Origin of the sequence: Filomicrobium insigne (assembly GCF_900104305.1) — a bacterium.
Lineage (GTDB): Bacteria > Pseudomonadota > Alphaproteobacteria > Rhizobiales > Hyphomicrobiaceae > Filomicrobium > Filomicrobium insigne.
Map to the genome: position 1 here is coordinate 275,145 of NZ_FNJC01000004.1, position 26,697 is coordinate 301,841.

General features: G+C 56.0%; 24 protein-coding genes. 15 read left to right on the forward strand and 9 right to left on the reverse strand.

The window, feature by feature from the left end; translation table 11 throughout:
• Positions 1-5: 5 nt before the first annotated feature.
• Genes BLS30_RS14985 through BLS30_RS15000 form a run of 4 tightly spaced genes read left to right on the forward strand, consistent with a single transcriptional unit; the run spans position 6 to position 2,756 of the window.
• The gene (locus BLS30_RS14985; protein WP_090229951.1) at positions 6-1,001 is read left to right on the forward strand and encodes an EF-hand domain-containing protein; all 996 of its coding nucleotides are present in this window, start codon (positions 6-8) and stop codon (positions 999-1,001) included.
• A 57-nt stretch (positions 1,002-1,058) separates the two neighbouring features.
• Positions 1,059-1,739 (forward strand): sigma-70 family RNA polymerase sigma factor, encoded by a 681-nt coding sequence (locus tag BLS30_RS14990; protein WP_244512465.1) that lies wholly within the window; start codon positions 1,059-1,061, stop codon positions 1,737-1,739.
• A gap of 16 nt (positions 1,740-1,755) precedes the next feature.
• A complete protein-coding gene (locus BLS30_RS14995; RefSeq protein WP_046478380.1) occupies positions 1,756-2,274 on the forward strand; it encodes a hypothetical protein in 519 nt (172 codons plus the stop codon).
• Positions 2,271-2,756, forward strand: a complete 486-nt coding sequence (locus BLS30_RS15000) for a periplasmic heavy metal sensor (protein ID WP_090229952.1) — start codon at positions 2,271-2,273, stop codon at positions 2,754-2,756. Before BLS30_RS14995 ends, BLS30_RS15000 begins: the two co-directional genes overlap by 4 nt.
• 2 nt (positions 2,757-2,758) lie before the next feature.
• Here the strand turns inward: BLS30_RS15000 and BLS30_RS15005 are convergent, their stop codons facing one another.
• The 3 genes from BLS30_RS15005 to BLS30_RS15015 all read right to left on the reverse strand — a co-directional run bounded on the left by BLS30_RS15005 (position 2,759) and on the right by BLS30_RS15015 (position 7,820).
• Complete coding sequence (locus BLS30_RS15005) at positions 2,759-3,838, reverse strand: sensor histidine kinase (protein WP_244512467.1); 1,080 nt, start codon at positions 3,836-3,838, stop codon at positions 2,759-2,761.
• 212 nt (positions 3,839-4,050) lie between these two features.
• Complete coding sequence (gene pepN / locus BLS30_RS15010; RefSeq protein ID WP_090230305.1) at positions 4,051-6,702, reverse strand: aminopeptidase N; 2,652 nt, start codon at positions 6,700-6,702, stop codon at positions 4,051-4,053.
• Positions 6,703-6,911: 209 nt separating this feature from the next.
• Positions 6,912-7,820, reverse strand: a complete 909-nt coding sequence (locus BLS30_RS15015; RefSeq protein WP_090229956.1) for a diacylglycerol/lipid kinase family protein — start codon at positions 7,818-7,820, stop codon at positions 6,912-6,914.
• Between the two features lie 145 nt (positions 7,821-7,965).
• Here BLS30_RS15015 and BLS30_RS15020 point away from each other — a divergent pair, with 145 nt between their 5' ends.
• Positions 7,966-8,715 (forward strand): phosphatase PAP2 family protein, encoded by a 750-nt coding sequence (locus BLS30_RS15020; protein WP_090229959.1) that lies wholly within the window; start codon positions 7,966-7,968, stop codon positions 8,713-8,715.
• On the opposite strand, the gene BLS30_RS15025 is transcribed toward BLS30_RS15020, so the two are convergent.
• The 3 genes from BLS30_RS15025 to BLS30_RS15035 form a co-directional block, all read right to left on the reverse strand.
• Positions 8,694-9,998, reverse strand: a complete 1,305-nt coding sequence (locus BLS30_RS15025) for an NAD(P)-binding domain-containing protein (RefSeq protein ID WP_082101171.1) — start codon at positions 9,996-9,998, stop codon at positions 8,694-8,696. The genes BLS30_RS15020 and BLS30_RS15025 overlap by 22 nt on opposite strands.
• 70 nt (positions 9,999-10,068) lie before the next feature.
• On the reverse strand, positions 10,069-10,689 hold the full coding sequence (locus tag BLS30_RS15030) for a GNAT family N-acetyltransferase (RefSeq protein WP_090229963.1): 621 nt from the start codon (positions 10,687-10,689) through the stop codon (positions 10,069-10,071).
• Positions 10,690-10,735: 46 nt separating this feature from the next.
• Positions 10,736-11,557: a HalD/BesD family halogenase gene (locus BLS30_RS15035; RefSeq protein WP_046500930.1), complete on the reverse strand. Its 822-nt coding sequence runs from the start codon at positions 11,555-11,557 to the stop codon at positions 10,736-10,738.
• Between the two features lie 339 nt (positions 11,558-11,896).
• Here BLS30_RS15035 and BLS30_RS15040 point away from each other — a divergent pair, with 339 nt between their 5' ends.
• The 9 genes from BLS30_RS15040 (at position 11,897) to BLS30_RS15080 (ending at position 23,954) form a co-directional block, all read left to right on the forward strand.
• A complete protein-coding gene (locus tag BLS30_RS15040; protein ID WP_090229965.1) occupies positions 11,897-12,892 on the forward strand; it encodes an isopenicillin N synthase family dioxygenase in 996 nt (331 codons plus the stop codon).
• 17 nt (positions 12,893-12,909) lie between these two features.
• Positions 12,910-14,151: a nucleotidyl transferase family protein gene (locus tag BLS30_RS15045; RefSeq protein ID WP_139165369.1), complete on the forward strand. Its 1,242-nt coding sequence runs from the start codon at positions 12,910-12,912 to the stop codon at positions 14,149-14,151.
• Positions 14,152-14,161: 10 nt separating this feature from the next.
• Positions 14,162-15,121: a DMT family transporter gene (locus tag BLS30_RS15050; protein ID WP_210184048.1), complete on the forward strand. Its 960-nt coding sequence runs from the start codon at positions 14,162-14,164 to the stop codon at positions 15,119-15,121.
• Positions 15,122-15,168: 47 nt separating this feature from the next.
• Positions 15,169-16,953 (forward strand): carbamoyltransferase family protein, encoded by a 1,785-nt coding sequence (locus BLS30_RS15055; RefSeq protein ID WP_090229970.1) that lies wholly within the window; start codon positions 15,169-15,171, stop codon positions 16,951-16,953.
• A 29-nt stretch (positions 16,954-16,982) separates the two neighbouring features.
• Complete coding sequence (locus tag BLS30_RS15060; RefSeq protein ID WP_090229973.1) at positions 16,983-19,061, forward strand: SGNH/GDSL hydrolase family protein; 2,079 nt, start codon at positions 16,983-16,985, stop codon at positions 19,059-19,061.
• Between the two features lie 197 nt (positions 19,062-19,258).
• Complete coding sequence (locus BLS30_RS15065) at positions 19,259-20,251, forward strand: ABC transporter permease (RefSeq protein ID WP_090229975.1); 993 nt, start codon at positions 19,259-19,261, stop codon at positions 20,249-20,251.
• A 54-nt stretch (positions 20,252-20,305) separates the two neighbouring features.
• A complete protein-coding gene (locus tag BLS30_RS15070) occupies positions 20,306-21,331 on the forward strand; it encodes a sugar ABC transporter substrate-binding protein (protein ID WP_090229977.1) in 1,026 nt (341 codons plus the stop codon).
• Positions 21,332-21,432: 101 nt separating this feature from the next.
• Positions 21,433-22,461: an ABC transporter permease gene (locus BLS30_RS15075; protein WP_170832488.1), complete on the forward strand. Its 1,029-nt coding sequence runs from the start codon at positions 21,433-21,435 to the stop codon at positions 22,459-22,461.
• Complete coding sequence (locus tag BLS30_RS15080; protein WP_046478385.1) at positions 22,458-23,954, forward strand: sugar ABC transporter ATP-binding protein; 1,497 nt, start codon at positions 22,458-22,460, stop codon at positions 23,952-23,954. The genes BLS30_RS15075 and BLS30_RS15080 overlap by 4 nt, the downstream gene beginning before the upstream one ends.
• A gap of 8 nt (positions 23,955-23,962) precedes the next feature.
• Here BLS30_RS15080 and BLS30_RS15085 read toward each other — a convergent pair whose 3' ends face one another.
• Entirely contained in the window at positions 23,963-24,787 is an 825-nt protein-coding gene (locus tag BLS30_RS15085) for an IclR family transcriptional regulator (protein WP_046478386.1), read from the reverse strand.
• A gap of 212 nt (positions 24,788-24,999) precedes the next feature.
• On the opposite strand from BLS30_RS15085, the gene BLS30_RS15090 reads away from it, so the two are divergent.
• The gene (locus tag BLS30_RS15090) at positions 25,000-25,851 is read left to right on the forward strand and encodes a pentapeptide repeat-containing protein (protein WP_170832489.1); all 852 of its coding nucleotides are present in this window, start codon (positions 25,000-25,002) and stop codon (positions 25,849-25,851) included.
• Here BLS30_RS15090 and BLS30_RS15095 read toward each other — a convergent pair.
• Positions 25,848-26,198 carry a DUF488 domain-containing protein gene (locus tag BLS30_RS15095; protein WP_090229987.1) on the reverse strand — a complete coding sequence of 117 codons (351 nt, stop codon included), beginning with the start codon at positions 26,196-26,198 and terminating at the stop codon, positions 25,848-25,850. The two genes, BLS30_RS15090 and BLS30_RS15095, sit on opposite strands and share 4 nt — an antisense overlap.
• Before the next feature lie 15 nt (positions 26,199-26,213).
• Entirely contained in the window at positions 26,214-26,684 is a 471-nt protein-coding gene (locus BLS30_RS15100; protein ID WP_046478388.1) for an RrF2 family transcriptional regulator, read from the reverse strand.
• Positions 26,685-26,697 lie beyond the last annotated feature (13 nt).

A 26,697-nucleotide genomic window follows, 5' to 3' on the forward strand; every position in this document is an offset into this window, starting at 1 on the left:
GACTTATGCGAAAAACTTTGATGCTGACAGCTGGTGTTCTGACGATCATGGGCGCTGTTACAGCAGGAGCAATGGCTCGAGGTGACTTTGAGCATCACGGTAAACATCATGGGTTTCATGGCAAGCATGGATATCACCATGATGGCGATTGGGGGCGCGGAGGTCACGGCAAGGGTCATCACCGACTTCATCGCAAACTCGCCAAGCTTAAGAAGCTCGATGCCGATGGTGATGGCGTCGTAACTCTGGAAGAGTTCCTGAAACCAAGCGAAGAGCGCTTTGCTGAGCTCGATACAGATGGCAAGGGCAGCCTGACCGGTGAACAGCTGGTGGCGCGTCAACAGGCGCAGTTGGACTACCGCATCAAGCGTATGCTGAAGCGCTATGATACTGACGGCGATGGAAAGATCTCGAAAGAAGAATTCCGAAAGCCTGCGCAGGACCGTTTTGCCGAGCGCGACTTTAACGGCGATGGGAAGATCACCGATGATGAACTTCCCCCCCGATTTGGACGGAGCGATCGGCACCGTACTGACGATGTTGAGGACGCCGACGATCGCCAGGCTGAGGCTTCCGACGATGGTGACCGCGAAGAAGGGCGCGAGCATAAGGGCAAACGTCACCATGAAGGACGTTGGCATCGTGGGGATCACCATGGCGGTAAAGGGTGGCGCGGACGCCAGGCGCGAGATCTAGACCGTGTTCTCGAACGGGTAGACAGACGGTTTGCGCGCATGGACAAGAACGATGACGGTGTGATCGATCAGGATGAGATCGGTGACCGTGGAGCGGAGCGGATAGCCTATAAGCAAAAGCTTCGCATGCACGTTCTTGACGCCAACAAAGATGGAAGTGTGAGCAAGGACGAATACCTTGCCAAGACTAAGTCACGTTTTTCGATGATGGATCTCAACGGCGACGGTAAGGTGACCGTTGATGATCTCCCGCCGCGTGCTGCGCGGTACTGGGAGGCCAAGGCGGATGCCAAAGACCAGAAGTAATGGCTGGCATTCGGAGGTCATGACGTGTTGGCACGTCAAAGACATTTGAGGTTCAGCGTGGCGGCAAAGTCCGTCCTGCCCGGATCTGGAAGCGGTTCCGGGCAGGAGTTCGAAACGCAAAGGCCGTTGGGGGTCGATACTGACGCGTCATTGGGGGCGGTGCCTCTCGACGACGACCGTGTTCTTATGGCGCGGCTGATTGAAGGTGATGACGGCGCTTTTCGTGGCCTCATTGATCGTCACTTAAGAGCTGTCGTTGGTTTGGCTCGACGGTTGTTGGGTGACACTGCCGAAGCTGAAGATGTTGCCCAAGAAGCGATGTTGCGTCTGTGGCGTACGGCAGACCGAATTGAAGTCGGCGCCAATGGCGTTCGTGGATGGCTATTTCGTGTGGCGCGCAATTTGTGCATCGACCGTCAGCGTACCAATCACAGACTGAGAGTCGTGGAGGAGGTGCCCGAGGAAATCGAACCGCCGCGACAGTTGGATGGATTAGAGGCGGCTGACGTGAGTGCATGCGTCGAACAAGCGATGCAAGAATTGCCAGAACGGCAAAGGACCGCGCTTTTACTGTTTCACCACGAGGGACTCAGTCTCATCGAGATTGGGAACGAAATGGGGACTTCATCGGAAGCTGTCGAATCTCTGCTGGCGCGGGGACGGCGGGGACTGAAAGGCAAACTTGCCGGTGTTTGGCGGCAACTGCTGGATATAGAGCCTGAAGGGCTCGAAGAATGAGCGTCGGAAGGAAGACATGACGAGCGAACAGAACAGACAGCGCGACATGGAGCGACTGCGGTATTTGCTCGAAGTTTATGGAGGCGACCGCGATCGCTGGCCCGCGCGCGAACGATTGAGCGTGGCAGCGTTTTTGGCTGAGGACGCAGCGGCTCAACGATTGCTGAGGGAGGCTTGCGTCCTCGATGATGTAATCATGAACTGTCAATTGCCATCGGGACGATCCGATTCAATGCGCCTGAATGATCTGGGTGACCGGATCATGGCGCGCGCGCTTGCTGAAAAGAGGCAGGCGGCTTCGTTCAGGCAGACACTACCGAACGTCAGGTCCTATCAGTCGGTCCGCGCCCGGTTGTGGCAGGCCGCGACCCTTATGGCGGCTTGCCTCGTCACGGGCATTATGGTCGGGCAAAGCGGCTTGGTTGCGTCACCCGTTGAGCAAACGTCGGAAGTTAGCAGTCTTGATGAGGAGACATTTACGACTTCGTTGGCCGACGATGGCTTCGTTATTTTCGCCGAGGAAGATAAAATATGAGCGATCAAGGCAGCTCTGGCTCAGGATCAGCGCAGCAAGCTGGCAGGAGAGGCTGGCTGTGGTGGGCGTTTGTGGTGTCTTTGTCGCTGAATCTCCTCGTAGCGGGCTTTTTTATCGGCGCAAAGATTTCACACCATGGGTGGCGACCGTGGAAGGATCACGGGGTCAGTGGCTTTGCGCATCGGCTGGAGGGCGAACGTCAACAGCTCTTTCGCGAACTTGCTCAATCCTACAAGGAGCACTGGCGATCGTTTCGTAGGGATATTCGCAACAGGCAAGTCGAAGCTGTTCAGCTTCTGAAGGCCGATCCATTCGATAGAGAGAAGTTTGTCGCCGCCTTGAACGAGATTCTCGCGGAAAGGGTGACGGCCCGGCGCTCGTTGTCGGAGCAGTTTCTAACCATGATCGACAAGATGACGCCGGAAGAGCGTCGTGCTTATGCTGAATGGTATGAGGAGTGGCGCGGGTCTCGGAAGCGTTGAGCTCAGGAATTCTGTGCGACTGATGGGCTATTAAGATAATCAAAGAAGTCCGACTGTGCGGCGCGGTCAAGCTGCGTAATGGCCCGCCAACATCCCTTGCTACTTTGGGTATCAAGACGCACGCCGTTAATGTCGAAGAGTGCGCGCGCGAGATGGATCGACAGAGTGTCGCTTAAGCGTTCATGCGAACTATACGCGCGTACATCAAGATACGTGATACTACGCTCCGGTGTCGCGGTGACCTCGACCCGGCTATCTTTGGCTGCGTGGCTGACGGCTTCTTCGAACAGGTTGATGATGGCTTGGCGCAGTGCGCGGGGATCTCCCAATATTTCCAGATCAGCTGGTGCCTTCAGATGAAGCTGAACATTGCGTGCACGCGCGGTCGGCTCAATGAAATGCCATGCATCTTCTAGAAGTGGTTTGATCGCCAGACGGTTGCTCACTGCGCCATTTCCCAAGCGGATGCATGACAGTGCGGCCGTTATAGCGAGCGTGTCTTCCGTGGATTTGAGCAATGCCTGACCGCTGTCGCGGATATGGCTGACGTATTCGCGATAAAGGGGGCGGCCGAGGGGGCCGTGCAATTCCGCCTTCATAAGCTCAGAAAAGCCTAGCACCGCATTAAGTGGTGTCCGTAGTTCATGACTCAAGCGCGCGCACAGGCCAGCCCAGGCATCGGCGTCGTTCGCCGGAGCTATCTTATCGATAAGGCTTTCATTTGGATAACAGCTTGCGGCTGGGCTTGATAAAGGAGTTCCAGTCGTAAAGTTGAGCGTCAGCGGATCAAAAGGCGCTTCTTGAACGGGAAATGGGGCCGCCTGGATCGACGCGGCAGGATCAGCCGCTTGGTTTTCGTCAGTCTGATTGTTCGCAACGAAGGAGCAATCGCGCACCCACTCCGACGTCACCAACGAAACTACCGCGCCGATGATAGCCAAGGTCGCGAGAATTGGAGCTGTGGTGACGTGCGCAAATGCTGCCGTGATCAAGACTATGCGCAACGCAAGGCCTGAAAAACGCAAAACACATCGTGCGAGCTGATGGGACACCGTGGGGCGGTCGACGTCAGAGTGAGTCACTCGCCTCATCGCGAAAGACACAAGTCTCCCGTGAGGGCGGACAGACACCGTCCACGCCATTCGCATGCCCCGCCATATTTGTAAATTGCCGCCCCCGCCCCCGCTGACAAACTCGGTACTGCCTGCCACGCGAATCGCTATTTCAGTTCACCTCATTAGGGTGTCACTGTCGAGGAGATTAATTCAATTCGCGTCCTGTTATGACGATGACGTTATTCATCGAGGATTCGAAGCACAATCTCATGTACATCACGAGAGGGGTCGGGATGTTTCGTAATTTTTGTCAATGCGTTACGGGCGAGTTTTCGACGTTTTGGTTCAAGTGCGCGCCAGCTCCGCATGGCATTGAGAAGACGCGCGGCGATTTGCGGATTGAAGCGATCGATAGCGAGGATTTGCTCGACTAAGAATTCGTAGCCTTTGCCGTCTGGTCGGTTGAACTGAACGGGGTTCATCAGGGCGAAATTGCCGATCAGGGCGCGCACTTTGTTGGGAGCGGTAATGTCGAAGCGCTCATGCCGCGTGAGTGCACGAACAACGTCAAGGGCGTTGTTGCGCGGCGATTGGGCCTGCGCCACGAACCAAGTGTCAATGACGACATGGTCTTCGTGCCAGCGTTGATAGAAATGGTCGAGCGCGGTGCGCCGCTGGGGTGAGTTGCTAGCGGCGAGCAAGTTGAGTGCGTGCGCGGCCTCGGTCATATTTGAGGCGTTAAAATATTGGTCGGCGGTTCGGTTTATTGCCGTTTTTGAGCCCAGAGACGCGAGCAGCTGCAGGGCGGCATTGCGGGCGGCGCGTTTGCCGGCGTTTGCGGCATCCGGTGAGAACGGTCCGCTCTCCTTCAACGTGTCATGGATGGCCGCAAGCTGGTCTTCCAGCCGACGTGCAATCAACCGTGTGAGTTGACGATGAGCGCGATAAATGAACGTGTGATCGACGTTCTGTCCTATCTCGGTTGCGACATCGCTTTGTGATGGTAGCCGCATCAACTCGGCTCGGAAGGCCCAATCGAGGTTATCGTCGACAAGGGCAGCGCTAAGCGCTTTGGCAAAGCCAGTGCCACGCGAGGATCTTTTGCCGCGTGAGAGAGCCTCAACCATCGCCACCATCGTGCGCATTGCGTATGTATTGGCGGCCTGCCAGCGGTTGAAGGCGTCACTGTCGTTGGCGAGCAGAAAAGCTAGGTCTTTTTCGCTGAGTTCAACTTCCAGGTGGACAGGCGCTGAAAATTCTCGAAGGACCGAAGGGATCGGGCGCGCCGGGACGTCAGTGAAGGTGATCGTTTGGCTGGGTTGGCGGAGATGTATGATGTCGTCCTGCAGGGCGTCTCCTGCATCCGTCGTCAGCGGCAGATCGTGGCCATCCGGACCCAGCAGGCCAATGCGAAGCGGGATGTGCATCGGGTTCTTTTGTTGCTGGCCCGGTGTTTGCGGGGTCGTTTGCTTCAGGGTTAGGGAGTAGGTCCGCGCACGTTTATCGTAGGATGTGCGGCATTCCACATGCGGCGTGCCAGATTGCGAATACCAAAGAGCGAACTGCGAAAGATCGCGCCCCGAGACCTCCGCGAAGCATTCCAAAAACTGTTCGATGGTTGCGGCTTCTCCATCGTGCCGCTCAAAGTAGAGGTCCATCCCGGAACGGAAAGCCTCGGCGCCGAGGATCGTCGCGATCATGCGTACGATTTCGGCACCTTTTTCGTAAACCGTTGCCGTGTAGAAGTTGTTGATTTCGATATAGCTTTCCGGTCGGACAGGGTGTGCCAGAGGACCGGAATCTTCAGGAAATTGATGGGCCTTTAGCTGGCGAACGTCCGATATTCGTTGGACGACACGTGAACGCTCGTCGGCGGAGAATTCCTGATCACGGTAGACGGTGAGACCTTCCTTTAAACAGAGCTGGAACCAATCGCGGCAGGTAATGCGGTTGCCGGTCCAGTTGTGGAAGTATTCGTGCGCAACGACGCTTTCGATAGCTTCGAATGTCGTGTCCGTCGCGGTTTCTGGTGATGCGAGTACAAGTCGGTCATTGAAAATATTTAGCCCCTTGTTCTCCATCGCGCCCATATTGAAGTCGGATACGGCGACGATATTGAAGACCTCGAGATCGTACTCACGGCCGAAACGTTTTTCGTCCCAACGCATTGAGCGTTTCAGTGAGTCCATGGCCCATGCAGCGCGCTCCTCCTTGCCGTGTTCGACGTAGATCGTCAGCCCGACATCGCTACCGCTTGCGGTCTTGAAATCTGCCGCGATTGACGACAAGTCGCCAGCGACCAGCGCAAATAGGTAGCAGGGCTTGGGATGCGGATCATGCCACACGGCGTAATGACGTTCGCCGCGATCAGAGGTGCCGCGTTCCAGGCGGTTTCCATTGGATAGCAGGACCGGTGCTTCTTTCGGATCGGCCTCCAGTCTAACTGTGTAGGTCGAGAGCACATCAGGGCGGTCCAGGAAGTACGTTATGCGCCGGAAGCCTTGGGCTTCGCATTGTGTGCAGAAAACGCCACGCGAGCGATAGAGGCCCTGAAGGGATTTGTTCTGGCTCGGATCGATCGTCGTATGGATCTCAAGCGTAAAGGGTTTGATCGGCGTTTCGGGAATAGTCAGCGACGTCTTGGTTAGCCGGTACTGCGAACGGGTGAGCGTGTTCCCGTCCAGGATCACGGCATCGAGTTTAAGGTTTTCACCGTCGAGGATTAGGGGCGCATTGTGAACCTGAGATTTTGGGTTGTGTCGTACCTTGAGACGCGAACGAACCTTCGTCGCTGCTGCATCGAGTTTAAAGTCGAGATTGACGCTCTTGATCAGGAAATTTGGAGGACGGTAATCGCGCAGGTAGATGGGGCGCGGTGTGTCTGTTTTCATTTTATGTTCCGGCAGCGCTGGATCGGGGGCGTGGAGCTGCGGCATACGCCCAGAATGTCTACGATTTCGTTTTCTTTCGAGGGTTCTGGTGAGAGGATTGCCCATGCGGGCTCGTAGAGCAAGGGTGGCGTGAGCGCTCGCAGGCCCAGTACACAGACTGTCTGCTTAAAGGCTTGATCTGAATGTCGGATGACACGGTCGTTCGAGGGTTAGGTCCCGTACGCTGGAGGAGGGCAAAGGACACGCAAGCTTGATGGCCGGATGGTGTATCGAAGTGGAGCTTTAAAACTCTCGACTTCGCCATCGTTCGTCAGGCGCACAGAGCGCCGAGGCATGCGGATTGTAAATTCAGTTGCGGATATTTTTTCAACCTCAGGATCGCTTTTCCATAGTCCGAGCATTGCACGTACCACAGCGACGGATAAGGCTGCTCCGTTTTTATGCCGTGCTGCGTATAAGGTCAGGTAGCCTCGGTCCATTGCTGTTTTTGTGAGCATCAGGCTTGGAACTTCGTCGTATTCATTGCTGGTTACCACAACCGATAACGCACGCATGCGATGCCGTTCACCGTCCTTATCGACGGCGATAGAGATCATGCGTGTGCTAGCTAGCATCTGTCGCAGGATGCGAATGTATCCTTGCAAGCGTTCAAGGGCCGCTTTGCCGCGCAGATGTTGACGTTGTTCGGCGAACCCCGTTGGAAGCCCAAACATCGAATTGCAGAGGAAGATTTGGCCGTTGACGGCGGCGACGTCTATGGGAACGGAGTGCCCTTCTGCGAGCGTTTTCAGTGCAGCGTCGATCTCGAGCGGGAGGTTCAGATCCCGTGCAAATCTGTTCATGGTGCCGAGGGGGAGCACTCCGAGCGCCTTATTGGTCCCGATCAAGTGTTCGGCGGCTGAACGGACAGAGCCGTCACCGCCGCCTATAATAAGTGCGTCGATATCTCCTTGCGCGGCCGCCGAGATCGCGCCGACAAGCTTTTCCGGTTCGACGCACTCCACGCGTGTTTCATGCCCGCCATCGCGAAACGCTTGTGCAACTTTTTTTTCGATATCACGGGGCGATAGGTCGAGTGCGGTTCCGGCTCGGCAATTTACGATTGTATGGGTACGCATGGCTTATGAACGTCTACCTTCGTTCGGACGTTCCAGTGCCGTGTTACTGATGAGTGACGGCGTGTGTGGAACCATGATGCTCAAGCCTATAGATAGGCCATTGGTTCGACATCAAGCGTGCGAATGGCAGGAGGTGGAGTAGAGAATGGCCGACGATCAAGGAGCAGCGCCCAGGAGCACTGTTGAGCGCCGTAATCTTCTCCGGCGTTTGGCGTCCGTTCGGCAAATCGAGAAGCTGCCGATGTTCTTTCTTGCGTCGCTGGCTGTGCTGACCTTTGTGTTCGTGCAGATTGCAGCCCTCGTCTTTAGTGGAAATTCGCGCAACTTTGACGAATGGTTGCTTCGCGCCATGCGCGCCCCTGGCGACAATGGTGGGCCAATTGGACCCGCTTGGCTTGAGGGGACCGTGCGTGACTTCACAGCGTTGGGAAGTACCGGCGTTGTCGTCCTCATCGTTGTTATCTCGGCGTTGTTTCTGCTCATAACGCGAAAGGGGCACTCCGCGCTTTATGTGGTTTTGGCAGTCGTGGGCGGGACGCTGTTGAATAACCTCTTGAAGATCGGTTTTGGGCGACCGCGTCCTGATATCATCACGCGTGGCACAGAGGTTCATACGCTTAGTTTTCCTTCCGGGCATTCGATGATGTCGGCGGTCGTTTATCTAACGTTGGGCATGTTGCTGGCGCGCTCCCAGCCCGACCCGAGGGTGAAGATTTTCATCTTTTCTGTCTGTGTCCTTCTGACATTGATGATTGGACTGAGCCGGATTTATCTTGGCGTTCACTGGCCAACGGATGTGTTGGCCGGCTGGACCCTCGGGGCGGGATGGGCGCTGTTGTGTTGGATGCTGATGCTGTGGCTGCAGGGCCAGGGTCAGGTCGAGAGTGACCGTTGAGTGGAATGTGCCGCCCTTGCCAAGTGACGCGATAAGCGTCGGGCCGTAAAGGCCGCACCAATTGAAAACCTCATCACAGGCCCAAAGGTGTTGGCTGAGATTGGGCCAATGAAATAGAGGCCTGGAATGGACGATTCGAAGTTGGCCGAAAGCCTGGGCGTTGGGCCTATCCGGTCTAGATTGTCGATGATGTCGGGCGCAATGAAGGGAAGTCTGGATACGTCTTGCCGATAACCTGTGGCTGCAATGACGTGGTCGACAGTGATGGCTTTTTCCCGACCACTTATGTCTGAAAGCTGGAGCCGTATCTTCCCGAGCGCTTCATGAGCGTGGCGCAGGTCGTGACCGAGTAGGCGGGGGACCTGCGCCATCCGTTCTTTCATGAACCAGCCGCCTGCCGGCCCGAGAAACTCCTTGACGGTGCGTAGCCGGACTTGGTCGGGAAGGTACCGAAAGGCCCACGGCATATCGGTGCATGCGCGGTTTTGCCAGCCGGGGCCTATTCCCGACATGGGGCGATATAATCTTTCAAGCAGAGGGCGATGGAGCGGCTCGTCCAAGCCAAACTCGATAGTAGATTTACGTGCGATGAGCAGGGGCTTGGCGCCCGCTTCTTGCAGCAGCACCGCGGAATCTATGGCTGATGATCCAGCGCCGATTACAGCGACGTGTTTATCCTTGAAGATGGAAAGATCGTGGTGTTCCGCACAATGCGTGACCAGTTCCTGTGGTAGTCCGCTCAGTTCGCCCGGTGTGTTGCGGAAATAATCGAGGCCGATGCCAATGACCACGTTGCGGGACGTGAATGATTGTCCGTTTGCTAGCTCAAGGATGAAGCCCTGATGGTGGCGCTTTACGCGGATGACGGTCGTTTCTTCGACGTTGGGGACGAGGGCTTTTTGGAATGCCAAGCCGTAAGCCGTGAATGTTTCTAGCTTAACGGGGAGTCCAACGTCTTCGAAGGCTATGCCGTGGTCCTCGCAGTAACGACGTATCGTGAAGCTCTGATCGGGATCATAGAGCGTTGAGGAAAAACCCGTTGACTTGAGCTGCATGCCTTTCGGCATATTGTCGCGCCAGGATTTCATTGGTGTGCCGATGATGCGGAAATCCGTTCCCAGTCCGTGTAAGTGAGCAGCAACAGACAGACCGAAGGGGCCGGCTCCGATGATCGTCACCGGCACCGGCTTCGGCGCGGGGCCATGTTTGCTCAAGGCTTTCCGCGTGACCGCGTTGCGGGTGGGGGGGGCGGGTGTTGTCGTCTCTATGTTTTGAGTGCTCATCGCAATATGCCTTCAATATAAAATGTTTTGTGCCCTAATAATTTCGTCAGGCAGATGAAATCGCTCGTGCTTATTTGGCGGATTTTATTTGTTTGATCATCGCTATATGAGGAATCCGATCCTCGATGTAGGGCGCGCCGACGGCAACGAATCCAAATGAGGCGTAGAAATCTTTCAAATAGGCCTGTGAGGATATTTTTATTGGGATGTCACTGTTTTCGTTCTCAAAACGATCAAAATACTTTTCAACGAGCAGTCGTCCCAGGCCGCGCCCGCGCATCTTGTGGGTGACGACCACGCGACCAAAGCTTGCGTAGCCTGGCGCAAAGAGATCGGGTGGTAGAGCCCGAAGATAAGCAACCACCTTTTTATTCAGGAGCCCGAGCAGATGCAGGGACTGCGCGTCCCTGTCGTCAATATCCGCGTATGGAACGCCCTGTTCTACGATGAATATTTCTTGCCTGAGGCGCAGTACGGCATAGAGCTGCTGTGCTTGTAGGTCCTCAAATTGGGACCAGCTCCACGTGATCGCGTGGGGGCATATGTGCCACTTCTCGCGTGCATCGGCTTTCGGGTCAGAAGAACTCGTGCATGGCGATATGGCTTCGGCACCCTTGCACGTTGGTTCGGATGCGGGTGAGATCGGCATGCCGCTTTCTGGCGGTTTCGCCGGGAGGGCTGAGTATAACATTGATCTCTCGTTTAGCGTTTCGGGAAGGTGCACGGTGCGAGATCGTCTAAGCAGCCGGCGTATTGCCGTTGCCGTAAAGTAGATCGGCAGTGTTGGCGTATTCAGTTTCGCGCGTCGTCTGGAAGGCCATGTTTATGACGCTGCGTCGCGCACCCTCTGCTGTGATTGGGACAACCCGATGCAGATTTAGGTCGGCGCGAAGCAGATAGGCGTCGCCGGCTTTATGATGGAGCCTTTCGACGAGGCTATTCTCCTCAGCCCATGCGATGAGATCCGTGATGTTTTGGTCCGCCTGACGCTTTTTGCGGCGGCACAAATCTGACCAGTTTGGGATTATTTCCACTTCGCCGCCTTGGCCGGGATCGGGAGTTTCCGCGAAGATGACGAGCGCATATGGAGGATCATCCAAATGCCAGCCGTGTGTGTCGCCACTGCTTTGGAGGAAATTGGCGACCATGAATTCTTCGGGGTGGATACAGGAGAATATCGGACGGCCCGAAATTGCCTCGACGCACGCCCGCAGCGCGGTGTGGTGATACAGCCGGTAGAGAAAACGGGAATGTTCTTTGATCGCGCGGCCGCCAAGGACGGAGAGATTTCTCGGGGAGAGGTATCCCGGCATTTCAAAAGTTCGGCGGCTGGCTGTCGCTTCGAGACGCCGCAACTCGGCTTGCAGGAAGTGCAACGCTGCTGGGGTGAGGAAGTCCGGCAGTTTTACGTAGCCGCCTCGTAAAAACTGCTCGTGCATGTCTGCTAATGTGCTTGGCTCGAAATCCTTCGACATCGTCAGGTCAAATAGGGCTTCGGTCCAATCCAGAGTTCCTGATTGGTTTTGTTCCATCCCATGGCCTTCGAGAGCTAGGTGCATCGCTTGTCTCCCTTTAATTGTTCTTGGGTGCCGCTTTGTCCTTTGGACGTGATTGGTCGTCCTGCAAGTCGCGTTGCCATGCAGGTGGACTTTACGTTCTTTCAAGTGGCTTGGTGAGTTCTGTGCAGATGAGTTCTCTAAAGTATAAAAACCATTTGTTTATTCTCTGAATAACGTAGAAAACTGTTTTAAAAAAAACAACTTCGAAATGCGATCGAACTATAGACATGTGCTTTGAATTGAGTCAATGATCGGCAAATCTAAAAAACAATATTTTGCTTTTTTAAATTTTCGCAGCTGGTGTTGGTTTGTTGTTTTCTATTGAGGGGTTTCATTTTTATGCGAGAGCACATTATTCCAGTCGTCGATGTGGGTTTGTTGCGCGATCGAGATCCGTTGGGGTCCCGTGAAGCCGCGCGTCAGATCGGGCAGGCCTGTAAAGACATCGGTTTTTTCTACGTGCGGAATCACGGCATCGCCGACGGTGTGATATCCGATACCTTCCGTCAGGCTGAGGCCTTCTTCTCGTTGCCGCTTGCTGAGAAGATGAAGTTCTCCATGGAGCGCCATAGCCGTTGCTTTCGAGGATATGCGCCCGTCCTCTCGGAATTGGCGGATGGCAAACGCAATTCCTACGAGCTCATGGAATTCAGTGTCGAATTTGATGACGAACACCCCGACGTGGTCGCCGGAAAGCCGATGCATGGCCCCAATCTTTGGCCATCCTTACCCGGCTATCGCGCGGCTATTATGCGATATGTGGCAAGTATGAATGAGTTGGGCTTTGACCTGATGCGCGGCATTGCCATGAGCTTATCGCTACCGGAAGACTTCTTTTACGACGCATTCAACGAGCGCTCGTTCTGGCAGTTTCGGACGACGCATTATCCTGAACCTAAGTCCGTGCGGCAGATGGCCGAGTATGCGCCGCAGAGCGGACCTGTCTCGGAAATCGAGATTGGGGATTACAGCTGTGGTGCTCACACTGATTATGGGTGCTTGACGATCTTGCTTGCGAACAATCCTGGCCTTCAGGTGCGTAACCGTGATGGGGAGTGGTTCGACGCGCCGGCAATTCCTGGGGCCTATATCTGCAATATCGGGGATATGCTGCAATACTGGACAGGCAATTTGTTTGTGGCGACGTTGCATCGTGTTTTGACGAACCAATCGCGCATATCGTTGCCCTTCTTTTTTCAGCCCGACTACGAAACGGTCGTGCAACCCTTCGGTGGCGTAACGGATATCCGACTTGAGGATTTTCCGCCGCTCAAATACGGACCTTATGCCTTCGAAAAATACAAAGGCATTTATCCCAACTGTTGCGTTGCTTAACGGTCGTCGGTGATCAAATGGACAAAGCGGCATTGAAGGGCGCGCTGCTGCCTCACGACCGGCGCGCGATGCGTTTCATCTCCAAATATCGCACGAAGATCTATGCTGGCCTCGGCGGGTTGGCGTTATCGCTGCTCGTTGTGGGGGCTTTAAATCTGCCCTTCATGGTGGCGCTTCTGCTTGTGTTCGCGCCGGTTGGGTTGGCGTTCGTGCTGCCGAGGTATGTGAGGCTGATCTGTGCGGTTGAGGATGACTTCAATCAGAGAACAGCGCTGGTCACGCCAGCGCGGCTGGTGCGATTCCTGTTCCATGTCCCGATCGTCTTTAGCGTGCTCGCGATTGCTCATGCAGCTCGCGGTGACGCATGGGCAGGATGGAGTGTTGCATTCGCGTTGACGGCTGGAGCTGCCGGGTTGCACGCGGTTGCTGTCACGTTTGCTTATCGTGGTTATGGCGATCGGATCAGCAACAGCATCCTGGCAATCTCAGCAATCATTTGGCTTGTCGTCACGGCCGAAGGGCATTGGAGCTTATGGGTTCTGACGGTGTTTCTTGGAGTGCTCTTTGGCCTGGATACGGCAAGAGGGCTTCTTTCTGACCTGAGGTCCCGCCTTTTTCCGAGACGAGGGATCGGGGTGTTTTTCGGTTCCTTCAACCCGGTCCACAAGATGCATTTGGCGCTTTTGAGCAACCTTCTGGCGGACCGTCAGCTGAACAAGATTTACGTGCATGCCACGACGATTCCGAAGCTGCATCGTGTGGCTCTGGCGCGTGGAGAAATTGCAGTTTGTGAACGTGCTGGCGTTAGGGAATACCGTGCTTCGCATTTTGCGGATACGGGCAAGAACTACTTCCCGACCGGCAACTGGTTTTATGACTATGAATTGCGGTTGGAGCTTTTGAAGGCTGCAATAAGCGACGCGGGTCTGAATGGACGTGTCGAAGTTCTCAACCTGCCGGATCTTTATGAAAAATCGGGTTTTGCAGGTGTGCTTCGCCGTATCAAGTCGCTGCACAAGGGCCAGCCTGTACATGGTTTGCATGGCAGTGATCCCGGCGGCATGTGGGTTCGCAATATCTTTGATAGCAGCGGCTGGATCTACCCTTGTCCGATTGTCCGTACGGGCGTCGTGTCGGCTACGGCAATTCGAGCCGGAGCAATCGGCTTGACGTCAGTCACGGTCGAGAGATTTCTGGCGGCCAAGCGGCGCGGGGAAGACTTTGTTTTCCCGTCCGGCTACGTCTTCCGAAACCGGTGAGGGGGCAGCGATGACCCGAGGCGCGACCGGTGCTTTTCACCCTTTGTCTATTACGCGAGAGAAGGGCAATCCGATGCGCGCTTGCGAGTGGGGGCTGCTCGTTGGGCTATCCATGCTGTGGGGAAGCGCGTTCTTCTTTACGGCCATTGCCATTCATGAATTGCCGACATTCCTCATCGTTTTTTTGCGCGTTACCCTGGCGGCGGCGTTGCTGTGGCTGGCGCTGAGCATGATGGGATTGCGCCTGCCGCGAGAGGCTGAGGCATGGAGAAGTTTTTTCGTATTGGGGCTGCTCACGAACGTTCTACCGTTTTGCCTGGTCGCGTGGGGGCAGCTTCGGGTTGCGTCCTCTGTTGCCTCGATCCTGAATGCGGCCGCGCCTTTCGCCACGCTCTTACTGGGTCACTTCTGGACCGGAGAGGAGCGGTTGTCGGCTCACAAGGTGTTGGGACTTGTGGTGGGGACGACGGGAATTGTCGTCCTGCTGAGCGGAGGGTGGCATGTCGGCGTTTCACTCGCAGATGCGTTGGCGTATCTGGCGTGCCTGGGTGCGGCCATCTGTTATGCGCTGGCTGCCGTTGTAGGTCGGTTCAGGCGGTTTGGAGAGCCTCCGATCGTTCGCGCCGCGGGCCAGCTTGTTGCGGCATCCGTTCTCCTGCTTCCGGCTGTTGTCATCTCTGACAACCCTTTCGGGTTGAGGCTGCCGAGTTGGTCAGTGGTAGGCTCGGTTCTCGCGTTGGCGGTGTTATCGACCGCGTTGGCTTATATTGTCTATTTTAAACTTCTGAGAACCGCTGGCGCGACTAATCTTCTTCTTGTGACATTTCTTGTTCCGATAAGCGCTATGTTTTTTGGGATTGTACTTCTGGGAGATTCTATTGGTGCTCGTGAAACTTGTGGATTGATTTTGGTAGGTGTTGGACTTTTGGCTATTGATGGTCGTGTGTTTTGTTTTCTTGTCGGCAAGTGATCTGGTTTCGCTTTTTTTGTTAATTTTCTTTTTTTATGGGGATTTTTATGGCTGTGTTTGTCGGAATTTCAGCGCACTATCACGACTCCGCGTGTTGTTTGATCAAGGACGGTCATCTCGTGGCGGCGGCGGAGGAGGAGCGCTTCACCCGCATCAAGCATGATAATGGCATTCCATCCAATGCTTTCCGCTATTGTCTGCGGGAGGCTGGCGTCACGATCGCGGACGTGACAAGCCTTGCGTACTATGAAAATCCCGCCAAGAAGGTTGCGCGTCAGCTATGGGCCGGGCTGCCCGGTATTCTCAACAACCCCAAACAGCGTTTTCGGATAGATCCAGGACGTGCTCAAGACGAAATACGAGATTGCTTGGGGTACGACAGGGAGATCGAATTTGTCGATCATCACCTGTCTCATGCTGCTAGCGCTTTTTATTTTTCTGGGTTTGATGAGGCTGACATTTTTACGGTGGATGGCGTCGGTGAATGGGCGACGACCACCTATGGCCGCGGGGTTGATCGGAAAATAGATCTCTTTGAGGAAGTTTCGTTTCCTCACTCCCTTGGGCTATTTTATAGCACGATCACGGCCTATCTCGGTTTTGAAGTCAATGATGCCGAATACAAGGTGATGGGGCTTGCTCCTTATGGCTCGCCTCGATACCTGGATAAGGTTCTGCAACTTATTGATTGTTGGGACGGCGGACAGTACCGCCTGAACATGGAGTACTTCGATTTTCTCGGCGGGGATCGGATGTATTCGGATCGCTTGTGTGAGCATTTTGGTGAGCCGCCGCGTGTGCCGGAGTCAGAGCTCGCGCAATTCCATAAGGACATGGCCGCCAGCGTGCAGCGTGCCCTTGAGGTTATCCTGCTGGATAAGGTGGCGTATCTCCACGCGCGTCATCCCACTGAAAACCTCTGTATGGCTGGCGGTGTCGCTCTGAACTGTGTGGCAAACGGCAAGGTCCTGCGCGAGGGGCCCTTCAAGCGCCTCTTTGTGCAACCTGCGGCAAGCGATGCCGGAGGCGCGCTCGGTGCGGCGGCAGTGGCATGTGTTCGTCACGGCGAGGATCGTTTATCCCGCGAGAGACAAAAGCACGTTTACCTGGGGCCGAAATTCAGCGCCCGGGATGTCGCCCGTGTCGTCAATCCTAGTCCGCTCAAGCAGTGTGCGTTGGACTATTCGGAAGATCCTGAGGGGCTGATCCAAGCGACTGCTGAGCGTTTGGCGGACGGCAAGGTGATCGGGTGGTTCCAAGGGCGGATGGAGTTTGGGCCCCGCGCGTTGGGCGCGCGCTCCATCATCGCCGACCCGCGCAGGCCGGAGATGCGCGACCGGATTAACGCGCTTGTCAAGATGCGCGAAGCGTTCCGGCCCTTTGCGCCCGCCGTTCTCGAGTCAAAGATGGCGGAGCATTTCGAGATCGACCATTCTTCGCCTTTCATGCTCGAGACGTGCCGGGTGGTTTCGAGCCTGGCGTTGCCGGCGATCACGCATGTGGATCAATCGGCGCGCGTTCAAACGGTCAACGAGCACACCAATAAGCGGTTTCACGATCTGCTGATTGCGTTCGATAAGCTGACGGGCTGTCCGATCCTGCTCAATACGTCCTTCAATCTGCGTGGGGATGCCATCGTGCTCGAACCTATCCACGCGATCTGGACCTTTGCGATTTCGAACATCGACGCGCTTGTGATGGAGGACTTCATTATTGATCGCACCGAGCGTCCGGAAGCCTGGTCTGAGATCATCGAGATGATGGGCGCGCGTCTCAAAAAGAAGCGGCGCGCTGCCGATGCTGGTCGCGCCAACGTCTATTCATTTCTTTAAATCAATTTTCAATTCAGGGAGCTGGTGCCGTGGGTGAGCAAATCACGCGCAAGGAGTTGGCAACACGTCTGGCTGAGGCGATCAAGGACCGTGCGACGTTGCCTCTGCTGCAATTGTTGTGCGATGCGCAGGTGGAAGGCGTCGGTGAGGTGGCGGATATATGGACCGGTCCCTTCTCTTCGCTTCGGGACGATATTCTGGGGTTTGCTGGCGGCGAGGGAGAGGCTGGCGCCCGGGCGGTTGGTATCTGGGAAGAGGAGCCAACGACGGGGGAGTTTGTCCGGTCGCGGCGTCATATCGATCTTTGGCGGTTTTGCGCGAACGTCGACCGGATCCGGAAAAAAGGAAACCGCAAACGCGTTGCGTTTTTGGGTGAATCGGTTGCGCGCGGCTTTTTCTTCAGCCCGCAATATGGCCCCGCGCAGGTTCTTGAAAAGCAGCTCGCCGCCGTCGGGCCGAGTGTCGAGGTCGTCGATCTCGCCCAGAGTAATTGCGGGCCATGGTGGCTCGTAGAGATGACGCGAGCTGCCGCTGCGTTGCAACCCGACGCTATCGTTGTTTTTGCTGGGAATAACTGGCGTGCCGGTTCGTTATCTAGAGCATCCACGGACGCCTTTGTGCAGGATGGCGGATTGCTGGCTGAAGATGGGGGGCTTTCTGCCCTGATGGCGCGGCAACAGCGTCGCGCCGCAGAAATTGCTGAGCACACAGTCAGAGAGTTGGCGAAGGCTGCGCATGACATGGGTGTACCGCTGATCCTCGTTCTGCCAGAGATCAACGTTGCGGATTGGCTGAGTTGCCCGATCGGAACCCTTGATGTTCCGCTAATGTCTGAGCTGGATACGGTGGCCTGGGTGGACGTGTTCTCTGAGGCCCGAGAGGCGGCCGATGCTGGTGATTTCCGTGAGGCGGAAGATCGCGTGCAAGAGGCCATCAATCTTGATGGCGGGACTTGCTCCGCCAGTCTCGAGCTGCTTGCTCACGTTCAATTAAAGCAGGGGAAGACGCGTGAAGCCTCGGCAGCTCTGCGGCGTAGTCGTGACATTGTCGATGAGACGCGGGTGTTGCCGGGCATTTTCTCTGTCGTCGCGGAAGTGATCCGGAAGGTTGGGCGGGAGGTCGGTGCTCTCGTGGTCGATCTGCCTCATGTCTACCATCAGCACTTTGGGAACAGTGTTCCCGGGCGCGGGCAGTTCCTCGACTATTGTCATCTGAATGCTGAGGGTATTCGCGTTGCGATGGCGGGAACGGCGCAAGCGGTGGTTCAGGCTCTCTTCCATAGCACCGCGGATTTGCAGCGACTTGTTGAGGCCGGACCTTCTCCGTCACCGGAGCAGGAAGGTTGGGCGCATCTCTTGGCGGGCATTCACAATGCGCACTGGGGACAGGGTACCGAAATCTGTAGCTTTCATTTCAAGCGTGCGGCGTCGTGTTATCCGCCGATCGGAGAGATCAGCATTCCGCTCGTCTATGATGCGTTCCGACATGGCGTGCCACCGTTGCTGCTTTCGTCCTTCGGTGAGCTCGTCAAAAATCAAATCGCTTCGACCTACCTCATGGGATACGGCCTGATCGGCCGAGGGCTGATCCGGGAGCATGACCTCTTGAAATCGATTGTCGCTGCGTTCCCCTCGCTCGGTAACATCTCGTCGGACCCGGACTTTGTGCTCGGAGAGATTGACGAGCTTGACCTTCTCGATGCGCATTGGTTGCCGTTAATGGATGGTAACCGTTGGTATCGGCGTGCCTTCAAGGCGGCTTACGAGTTGGAGAGCGCCTTTCCGTTCGTTAGTGCTCGGTCGCAGAAGCTGGAGCTCTCAATTGTCTCTCGTGTCCCAGGCGCGCGTCAGTCGGGCGATATCATTGTCAAACTGAATGGTGCTCAGGTCGGCCGGGTTTCGGTTCAGGATCAGTGGTGTGATCAGCGCATCGTGTTGGACAGTTCACGGGTCAAGCAGGGGCTCAATTCGCTGAGGTTAATCTGGCCGAATGTGCCGCGTGCTGATCTGCGTTCAAGCCTTAAGGTTCGCTTTGAAACGGGGCAGCAACTCGACACGCGCACCCATTTCGGGCATCTCCATGAGTTGAGGATTTCTGCTGCCACCTGATTTTGTTGCCGCACGGACCGGGCGTGACAGTCTGTGCGGCAGCGCAAGATTTACGTTCATTTTTTATTGTCCATTATTCGGACAACTTTTCTCTAGGTCCTAATTGAAGTGATTTTGGATCGTTGGTAGATTTTTTGGTGCTACCTATCAGTATCTGGATATTGGCGCATCTTCGCTCCTTGGGATATGTCCGATAAATGATCGCGATGAATTCAATGCGGTGCTCCGTGGCCGGACGTTTCAGTCAGGAACTTGTCGTCGCTGGGCTAGCGGTTGCGTTGGCGTTGGTGTTCGCGGCTGCAATTCCTGGGTTCGCGACGTGGGGGAACGCAATGGCGCTCCTGCGCAGCATCGCGATTATCGGGGTGTTGGCGCTTGGTATGTCTGTCGTCATTATCGGCGGGGGGATCGACCTGTCGCAGATTGCTGTCGCGCTCGTTTCCGCAGGCGTTGCCGCCATCATGATCAACGGCGGATTTCCTGTTTCGATTGCGCTCCTGGTGGGGCTTTTCGCAGCAATCGGCATGGGGCTCGCTAACGGATGGTTCGTTGCCTATCTCGGCATCCCATCATTGTTCGCAACGCTTGCGAGCGCGTTGCTCTTCATGGGCGCGGCCCGGTCGACGCTCATGCCGTCGACCATCATAAATTTGCCGCCCGGCGACGGCGCGTTTCTCGTGCTTGGGACAAATTGGGCCGGTGTTCCTGTTCCTGCGCTCATATTTGCTGTCTCAGCTGTCGTGATGCATCTGTTTCTGGCGCACTTAGTCGTTGGGCGTTTCGTCTACGCGGTGGGGGACAATCCAGCTACCGCACGTCTCTCTGGGTTGCCGGTTCGTCGGCTGCGCATGATGACATTCGTGATGGCTGCTGTGATTGGCTATCTGGGTGGTCTCGTCATGGTCGCATCCACGGCGATGGTCGATCTGGGAACGGCCAAGTCGACATTCATTTTCGACGTCGTCCTAGTTGCTGTTGCCGGGGGTGTGAGCTTGTCGGGTGCACGCGGTGGCGTCGCCAGTGTGCTTGCGGGGACGGCTTTTGTCGGCGTGCTGCTCAACGGCATGTCCATCCTCGACGTCAATTCTCAGGTCCAAACAGTCATCAAAGGAAGCTTGCTGTTGGCCGCCATCGTGCTGGACAGCCAGTTGAGGCCGCATGACGAGGAGGCGGAGCGTCACAGCATCTGAGCCGCGTCGTGTCGCGGTGCGTACAACAAAATTTCAAAGGGAGGTTGGGTGATAATGGTCGATTTTATATCCGGGAAGCGCTGGGCGATTGGGCTGGTTTCCGCGTTGGTGGTGACGTGGGGCTTCATGGACGGAGCGTCTCACGCCCAGACCGATCCACGGTCTCAGCTTCGAATTGATTTTGATAAGGCGGTGAAGGGTAAGACAGTCGCCTGGGTGCCGATCACGATGGGGACACCTATCGATCAGATCTGGACGGCCGTCATGCAGTCGCACTTCGACAAGTACGGCATCAAATTCATCGTCCGCGATCCGAACTTTGACAGCAATTCGCAGCTGCAAGCTGTGACGTCGCTCATCAATGAAAAGCCCGACGTTCTGATCGTCCAGAATATCAACGTTTCATTGCTGGCGAGAGAGTTGAAGCGGGCAATGGAGAACGGCATCTACGTCATCCAGGTCAACATGATGTCGAACCAACCCTCCGATGCCTATGTGGGGGTCGACAATGTTGACTCGGGGCGGCTGATCGCGAAGGACATCGTAGCTCAATGCGGGGGTGGCAAGAGTTCCGGCAAGGTCGCGATCGTGCAAGGCGAAGCGACGTCAGCGGGGAGCCTTGATCAGCTCAAGGGAGCGATGGAGGTTTTTGCTGCGGATAAGTCGATCAAAGTTGTTTCGACGCAGGCGGCCAATTGGGATGCCAACAAGGCGAACGAGATAACGGCGACGGTGCTGAGACAGCACCCCGATCTCTGCGCGACTTACGGACATTGGGGGATCATGCAGCAAGGTGCGGCCCAGGCTGTGAAGGCGGCGGGTCTGCAGGGCAAAGTGAAGGTTTATGCGTCGAGCGATGGTCCACGTTCGGACTGTGAGATGGTCGAGCAGGGCCTCTTTTATAAGGTGCTGTCCTATCGGGCCGATATCCAGGGGATGCAGATTGCCGATGCGGTGCTGACGCTGTTGCAAAGCGGTGAAAAGCCGGGAGCAAAGCGTTTGACGCTTCTCTCCAACAACTTTTGGGTCACGGGCCCGGCTGAGCGTCATTACTGCTACGACCTTTCGTTGACGCAATGACGCAGGCTGAAGATCGCAGTGCCTCTTTCCTCCGAGGTGCTCTCGCTCGGTCGCCATCCCTCAGGGTGGCTGGCCGAGCTTTTTCGGAGAGGGAGAGAGGTTTGCTTTCGCGCTATCCCGTATTCAGGCGCCGCTTTGGCGACAGCCTCGATGCGGCCGTGCCCCTGCTTGTGATGTGTGGTCTGTTTGCGGCTTTCGCGCTGCTTGTGCCGAACTACCTGAGCGGTTCCAACTTGCAGCAATTGATGCGCGATTATGCAGAGCCTTGCCTGGTCGCGTTGGCTCTGGGGATCGTTGTCTTTGCCGGCGGGATCGATTTGTCGGTGGGCGCCATATTTGCCCTGGCTAAATTTACGGCTCTCTACCTTTTCCGGATTGAGATGTGGCCTTTGCCAGTTGCGGTTTTGGGTGTGCTGTCTGTCGGTGCCGTTATAGGCGCGATCAACGGTGTCCTGATTGCTTATCTTAAGACCAGAGCTTTCCTGACGACACTCGCGATGTTGTTGATTTTGCGCGCAGGGCTGGATTTCGTCACCAACGCCTACACGATCGAGCTCGCGAATGCCTGGCGTGACACAGAGGGTTGGTACTGGCTTGGGGCCGGATATTTTTTGGGTGTTCCAAGCAACATGGTGATCCTGCTCGTTGTGGCTCTGGCACTCCATCTGTTCCTTACGCGCCTTCGTCCGGGGTTGCACATTATGGCCACGGGAGCTGATCGCAAGGCTGCGCGTCATGCTGGAATAAATACGCGGCGCGTTACGCTTCTGGCTTATGTGCTTAGTGGATTGATCGCTGCTCTGGCTGGGTTGTTCTATGCGGCCCGGCAAAGTAGCGCGGGTTCAGACACAGGTCTTGGCTGGGGAGTGACCGCCTTAACCGCGGTGGTGCTGGGTGGCGTAAGCTTGTCCGGTGGTGGCGGTTCGGTTGGACGCGTCATGATCGGTTCTGCGATCTTGTTTCTGCTGATGAGTGGTCTGTTGCGTATGAACATGCCCGGCGGGGCTTCTTCAGCGTTGATCGGTGCGACGCTGTTGGGGGCTGTCGGCATCCACATTCAGTGGTCGCGGCGTCGTGCGCGTTCGCGATCTGTCAGGTCGCCTGTATCAGACCAACGGGGCGCTCCATGACCGATGCCGCAACGTGTTTGAGTGTTCGCAAGGGGACCAAAAGTTTTGCTGGCTCAGTTGCCCTGGACAGTGTTGATTTTGAGGTGAAGGGTGGCGAGATCCATGCGCTCATCGGTGAGAATGGCGCGGGCAAATCGACCCTCGCAAAAGTGATGGCAGGCGCCGTTCCTTTAACGTCGGGTTCTCTGCTTATCGATCAACAGGTATGTGCGTTTCACTCACCCGCCGACGGTCTCCGTGCTGGCGTGGCGATGGTCTATCAGGAGACCAGCCTTATTCCATCCCTGACTGTTGCTCAGAATATCCTGCTGGGCCACGAACCCTGGTTGAATTCATTTGGGACGGCTGAGCGCGCTGCACGACAAGCTCTCAAGTCGCTTGACTTCGATGTGGAGCCAACCGCCCTGGTTCAGGATATCGGCCCTGCGGAAAGGCAAATGGTCGAGATTGCGCGGGCTGTGCATCTTAATGCGCGTGTCCTTATTTTCGATGAGCCAACAGCGTCACTCTCACCAGCAGAACGGGATAAGTTTTTCAATTTGCTGGAAGCTCTGCGCCGACGCGGCAAGGCTGTCGTTTTTATCACGCATGCATTGGAAGAGGCTTTGACGATTTCTGATCGCATTACCGTGCTGCGGGATGGAAGGCGGGTCGTTTGTGGACCAGCTCAAAGTTTTGATCGCCAACTGTTGGTTCAGCTGATGGTTGGGCGTGATCTTGATGAACGCTCGACGGAACTGGGACACTGTGGCGTGGGAGGCCTGGAGCTTCTCGCCGTGGACTCTGTCGGCAGCGGTGTTGATGGTCCTCGTATTTCTCTTTCTTTGAAATCTGGCGAGGTGGTTGGGCTCGCCGGGCTGGTCGGTGCTGGACGGTCTGACTTGGCGAAGTTCATCGCGGGCCTTTCCCGTCCTCAGAATGATTGCAACTGGTCTATTCGGCTCCGTGGAGAGGCTGTGACCTTTAACACGCCCCGAGATGCCATTGCGGCAGGGATCGTTTACGTCACCGAAGATCGCAAGTTGGACGGTCTGTTCGAAACGATGACAACAGATGACAATATCTACCTTGCGGCTCAGGCCCGACGCAGGGGGTGGCTGCGGATCTACTCGCGGGCTATCCGGAAGCGTCTGGCTGATTATTGGCGCGCGCGATTAGCGATCCGAACGCTTCATGGCGATGCGGTGGTCTCAGTCTATTCGGGTGGCAATCAGCAGAAGGTCGTGATTGCGAAGGCCCTCGCGCAAGACCCTGAAGTGATTATTTTTGATGAGCCAACACGCGGTGTTGATGTCGGTGCGATTCCGCAAATTCACGATGTCATCCGAGAGGTCGCCGAAGATGGTAAGGCGGTACTCGTGATATCGTCCTATCTGCCGGAGATTCTTCGCCTATCAGACAGGGTGCTCGTCATGCGCGATGGACGAATTACTGCTTCGTTTGATCGTGCGGATGCAAGTGAGGACCTCATCATGCATGCCGCCGTGCATTGATGGAGGGCTTAGCGTTTCGGTGAAGGCAGCTCTGCTAGAAACATTCGGTGTTCGATGTCCGTTGCTGCGGTCATTAAGGCTTTAGCGCATTGCTTGAGTTGGGCGTCGTCGAGCCACCCGGTAATGAATGTTGTGCCGATACCTGCGACGGGGTGGCCCGACGGATCGCAAATGGCGGCGCCCATGCCGCTTGTCGATCGGTCGAGGACAATATTGCCGTAGATCCCGTAGCCCGCGTCCATCGAGTCGGCGAGCGATTTGCGGAAACCCTTTTCATCGAAGCCATCGATGCGGCGGTACCGCGGCATGCTGAGCTTGATGATGTCGCGGACCTCGTCAGGGTTCATTCGGGCAAACATGCCCATACAGGCGGGTGTCATGCCGAATGGGCCGCGCATGCCCGCCCAACCTCGTCCAACCTGTATCTGTGATGGGCCTTCGTAGCGGCCAACGCAGACGAAGTCCAAGCCGGAGCGGACGCTAAGATAGACGACCTGCGAGAGCTTTTCCGCTAAGGCGCTGAGGGTGGTCGCTGCGGTGCGTTCCAGTGGATGGCGGCTAATTGCCGAAAAGCCAAGCGCAGCGAGATCGGCGCCGAGGTTGAAGCGGCGGGTTTCGGGATCACGGGATACCCAGCCTACGGTCATCAGCATTTCCAATACGCGATAAACGGTGGGGCGGGGTAGAGACGTCCGAGCAACGAGATCACTCAGCTCGCATCCCTCTTGCGGACCCTGTGCGATCGCCTCAAGCAATGTGACGGCTCTGTTCAGGCTGCCGGCGGGTAGATCGGAAGCATGGACGGTTCGTGACGAGCTGTGACCGTTGGACATCGGTCTTTCCTGAATGTTCGCGCTGTGTTCAATTATTGAACACCTGCAGTGGCGTTCAATAATTGGCTCTATTTCGATTGATGATGCTACTAAATATGTGTGTTCATTGATATCTTATGGAAAGCATGTTCGATATTCGGCTAGTTTGCTTCGTGGGTTTCAAACCCGACCTGTTGCTGCTTCTCAGGACGCGTCAACGCATGAGGACAACTATGACATTGCATCCGAATTCCGCTGGAGCCAATGCGGTAAGCTATGTCTTCTACCGGGTTTTTCGCAACGTAATGCGTTGGGTGCGGTGGGCCGTTCTTACGGCTTCGACAGTTTGTCTCTTGTGGACTGTGGCGTCAGCGGAGACAGTGTCCAAGAAGACGGTCCGAGATGTGGCCCGTACTCTCTTTCTGGCTCAGGCGGGAGAGCGGGTAGATTTGTCGGGCAGCGACCTGCGTGGGCTTGATCTCTCAGGGCTAGATTTTAAAGGGGCAGATCTGTCGCGCGCCAATTTATTTGGCGCGGATTTGACTGCAGCCAATCTTGCAGGCGCTGATCTGACGGGGGCTGTGCTTGACCGCACCGTTCTCGTGCGTACCGACTTTACAAAAGCGGCTTTACAAAACGCATCGATCCTGAGGCCGAGTGTGGCGCCCGACCTTCGTTTTGTTGCGCAGGACTTGCCGTTATTTCGCGATGCTGATCTTCGTGGTGTTCGGATTACAGCGCGACTTGGCGGAGCTGATTTCAGTCGTGCAGACCTTACGGGGGCAGACTTTGCGCCGGCTTCAGAACGTGGTTTGGGTGGCACGCCTACCCATGGTCTGGCGCATGTTAACTTCACGGGGGCTAAGCTGGTGAATGCCAATATGGCGGGGCTCACGCTGACATTTGCGAAGTTTCGGAATGCGTATCTGCGTGGTGCGAATCTTTCCGATGCAGACCTTTCGCGCGCTGATCTGAGAGGTGCGGATCTTGCGGGTGCCAACCTCGCGGGGGCAGACTTGACGGATGCTGATTTGGAAGGGGCTACGGGGCTTTCGCGTCAGGACGAAGGTCCGATGGATCGCTAAGTTTGATTTTCTATAACTTGTTTGAGCACGACGGCTTGATTGTGTTTGCGATCCTTAGCGCCGAAAACGAGCGTCACCCTTTGGGCGGCAGCTTGTTTGCGCAGATCGTCAAGCGCGGTTTCGTGCTGTTCAAGTTCAATGCGATAGAGCCGTTGGAATTCCTCCCAACGTTGGGGCGCGTGCCCGAACCATTTGCGGAGTTCCGCGGAGGGAGCAAGGTCTTTGGCCCAAAGGTCGAATGCGGCTTGTTCCTTGGTAACCCCACGCGGCCAGATGCGATCGACCAGAATGCGTATGCCATCACCGGATGAGGGTGGATCGTAGGCGCGCTTTAGGTGGATGCCCATCGCACAACGATCCTCTCACACGCAATCTGAAGTTGCGCCGTGTCTTGTTTCCGCGGTGTGTTTGTCTTGGGTTCGGTTTCTCGGGACCAATGCGCAGTCGAAGAGCGTCGTGGTGTCGAGTTCTCGCAGAAAGGCTTCGCGGGCGGCGTTTAGCTTTTTGCTAAGTCGGCATCTTTCGGAGGGTGGACAGGTCGCTTCTTCCGCTCTGAGGCACTCGAGTGTTGCTTTGCGCGACTCTAGAAGTCGGACGATTTCTCCGAGCGTAATCATTTTAGGATCACGTGCGAGGCGAAATCCGCGTGCTGTGCTGCCATGTTGAGCTTCAAGAACGCCGCATTGGGCCAGATCCCGTATGACTTTAACGAGATGATTGCGTGAGGCCGCGAACTCTTTGGCGATCTCGTCGATAGAAAAAACTCTTTCTGGCTCAGCAGCTAAGCGCGTCAGCGTCTGCAGTCCGTAGTCCGTATACATCGTAAGGCGCATCCGTCGGGCCTCC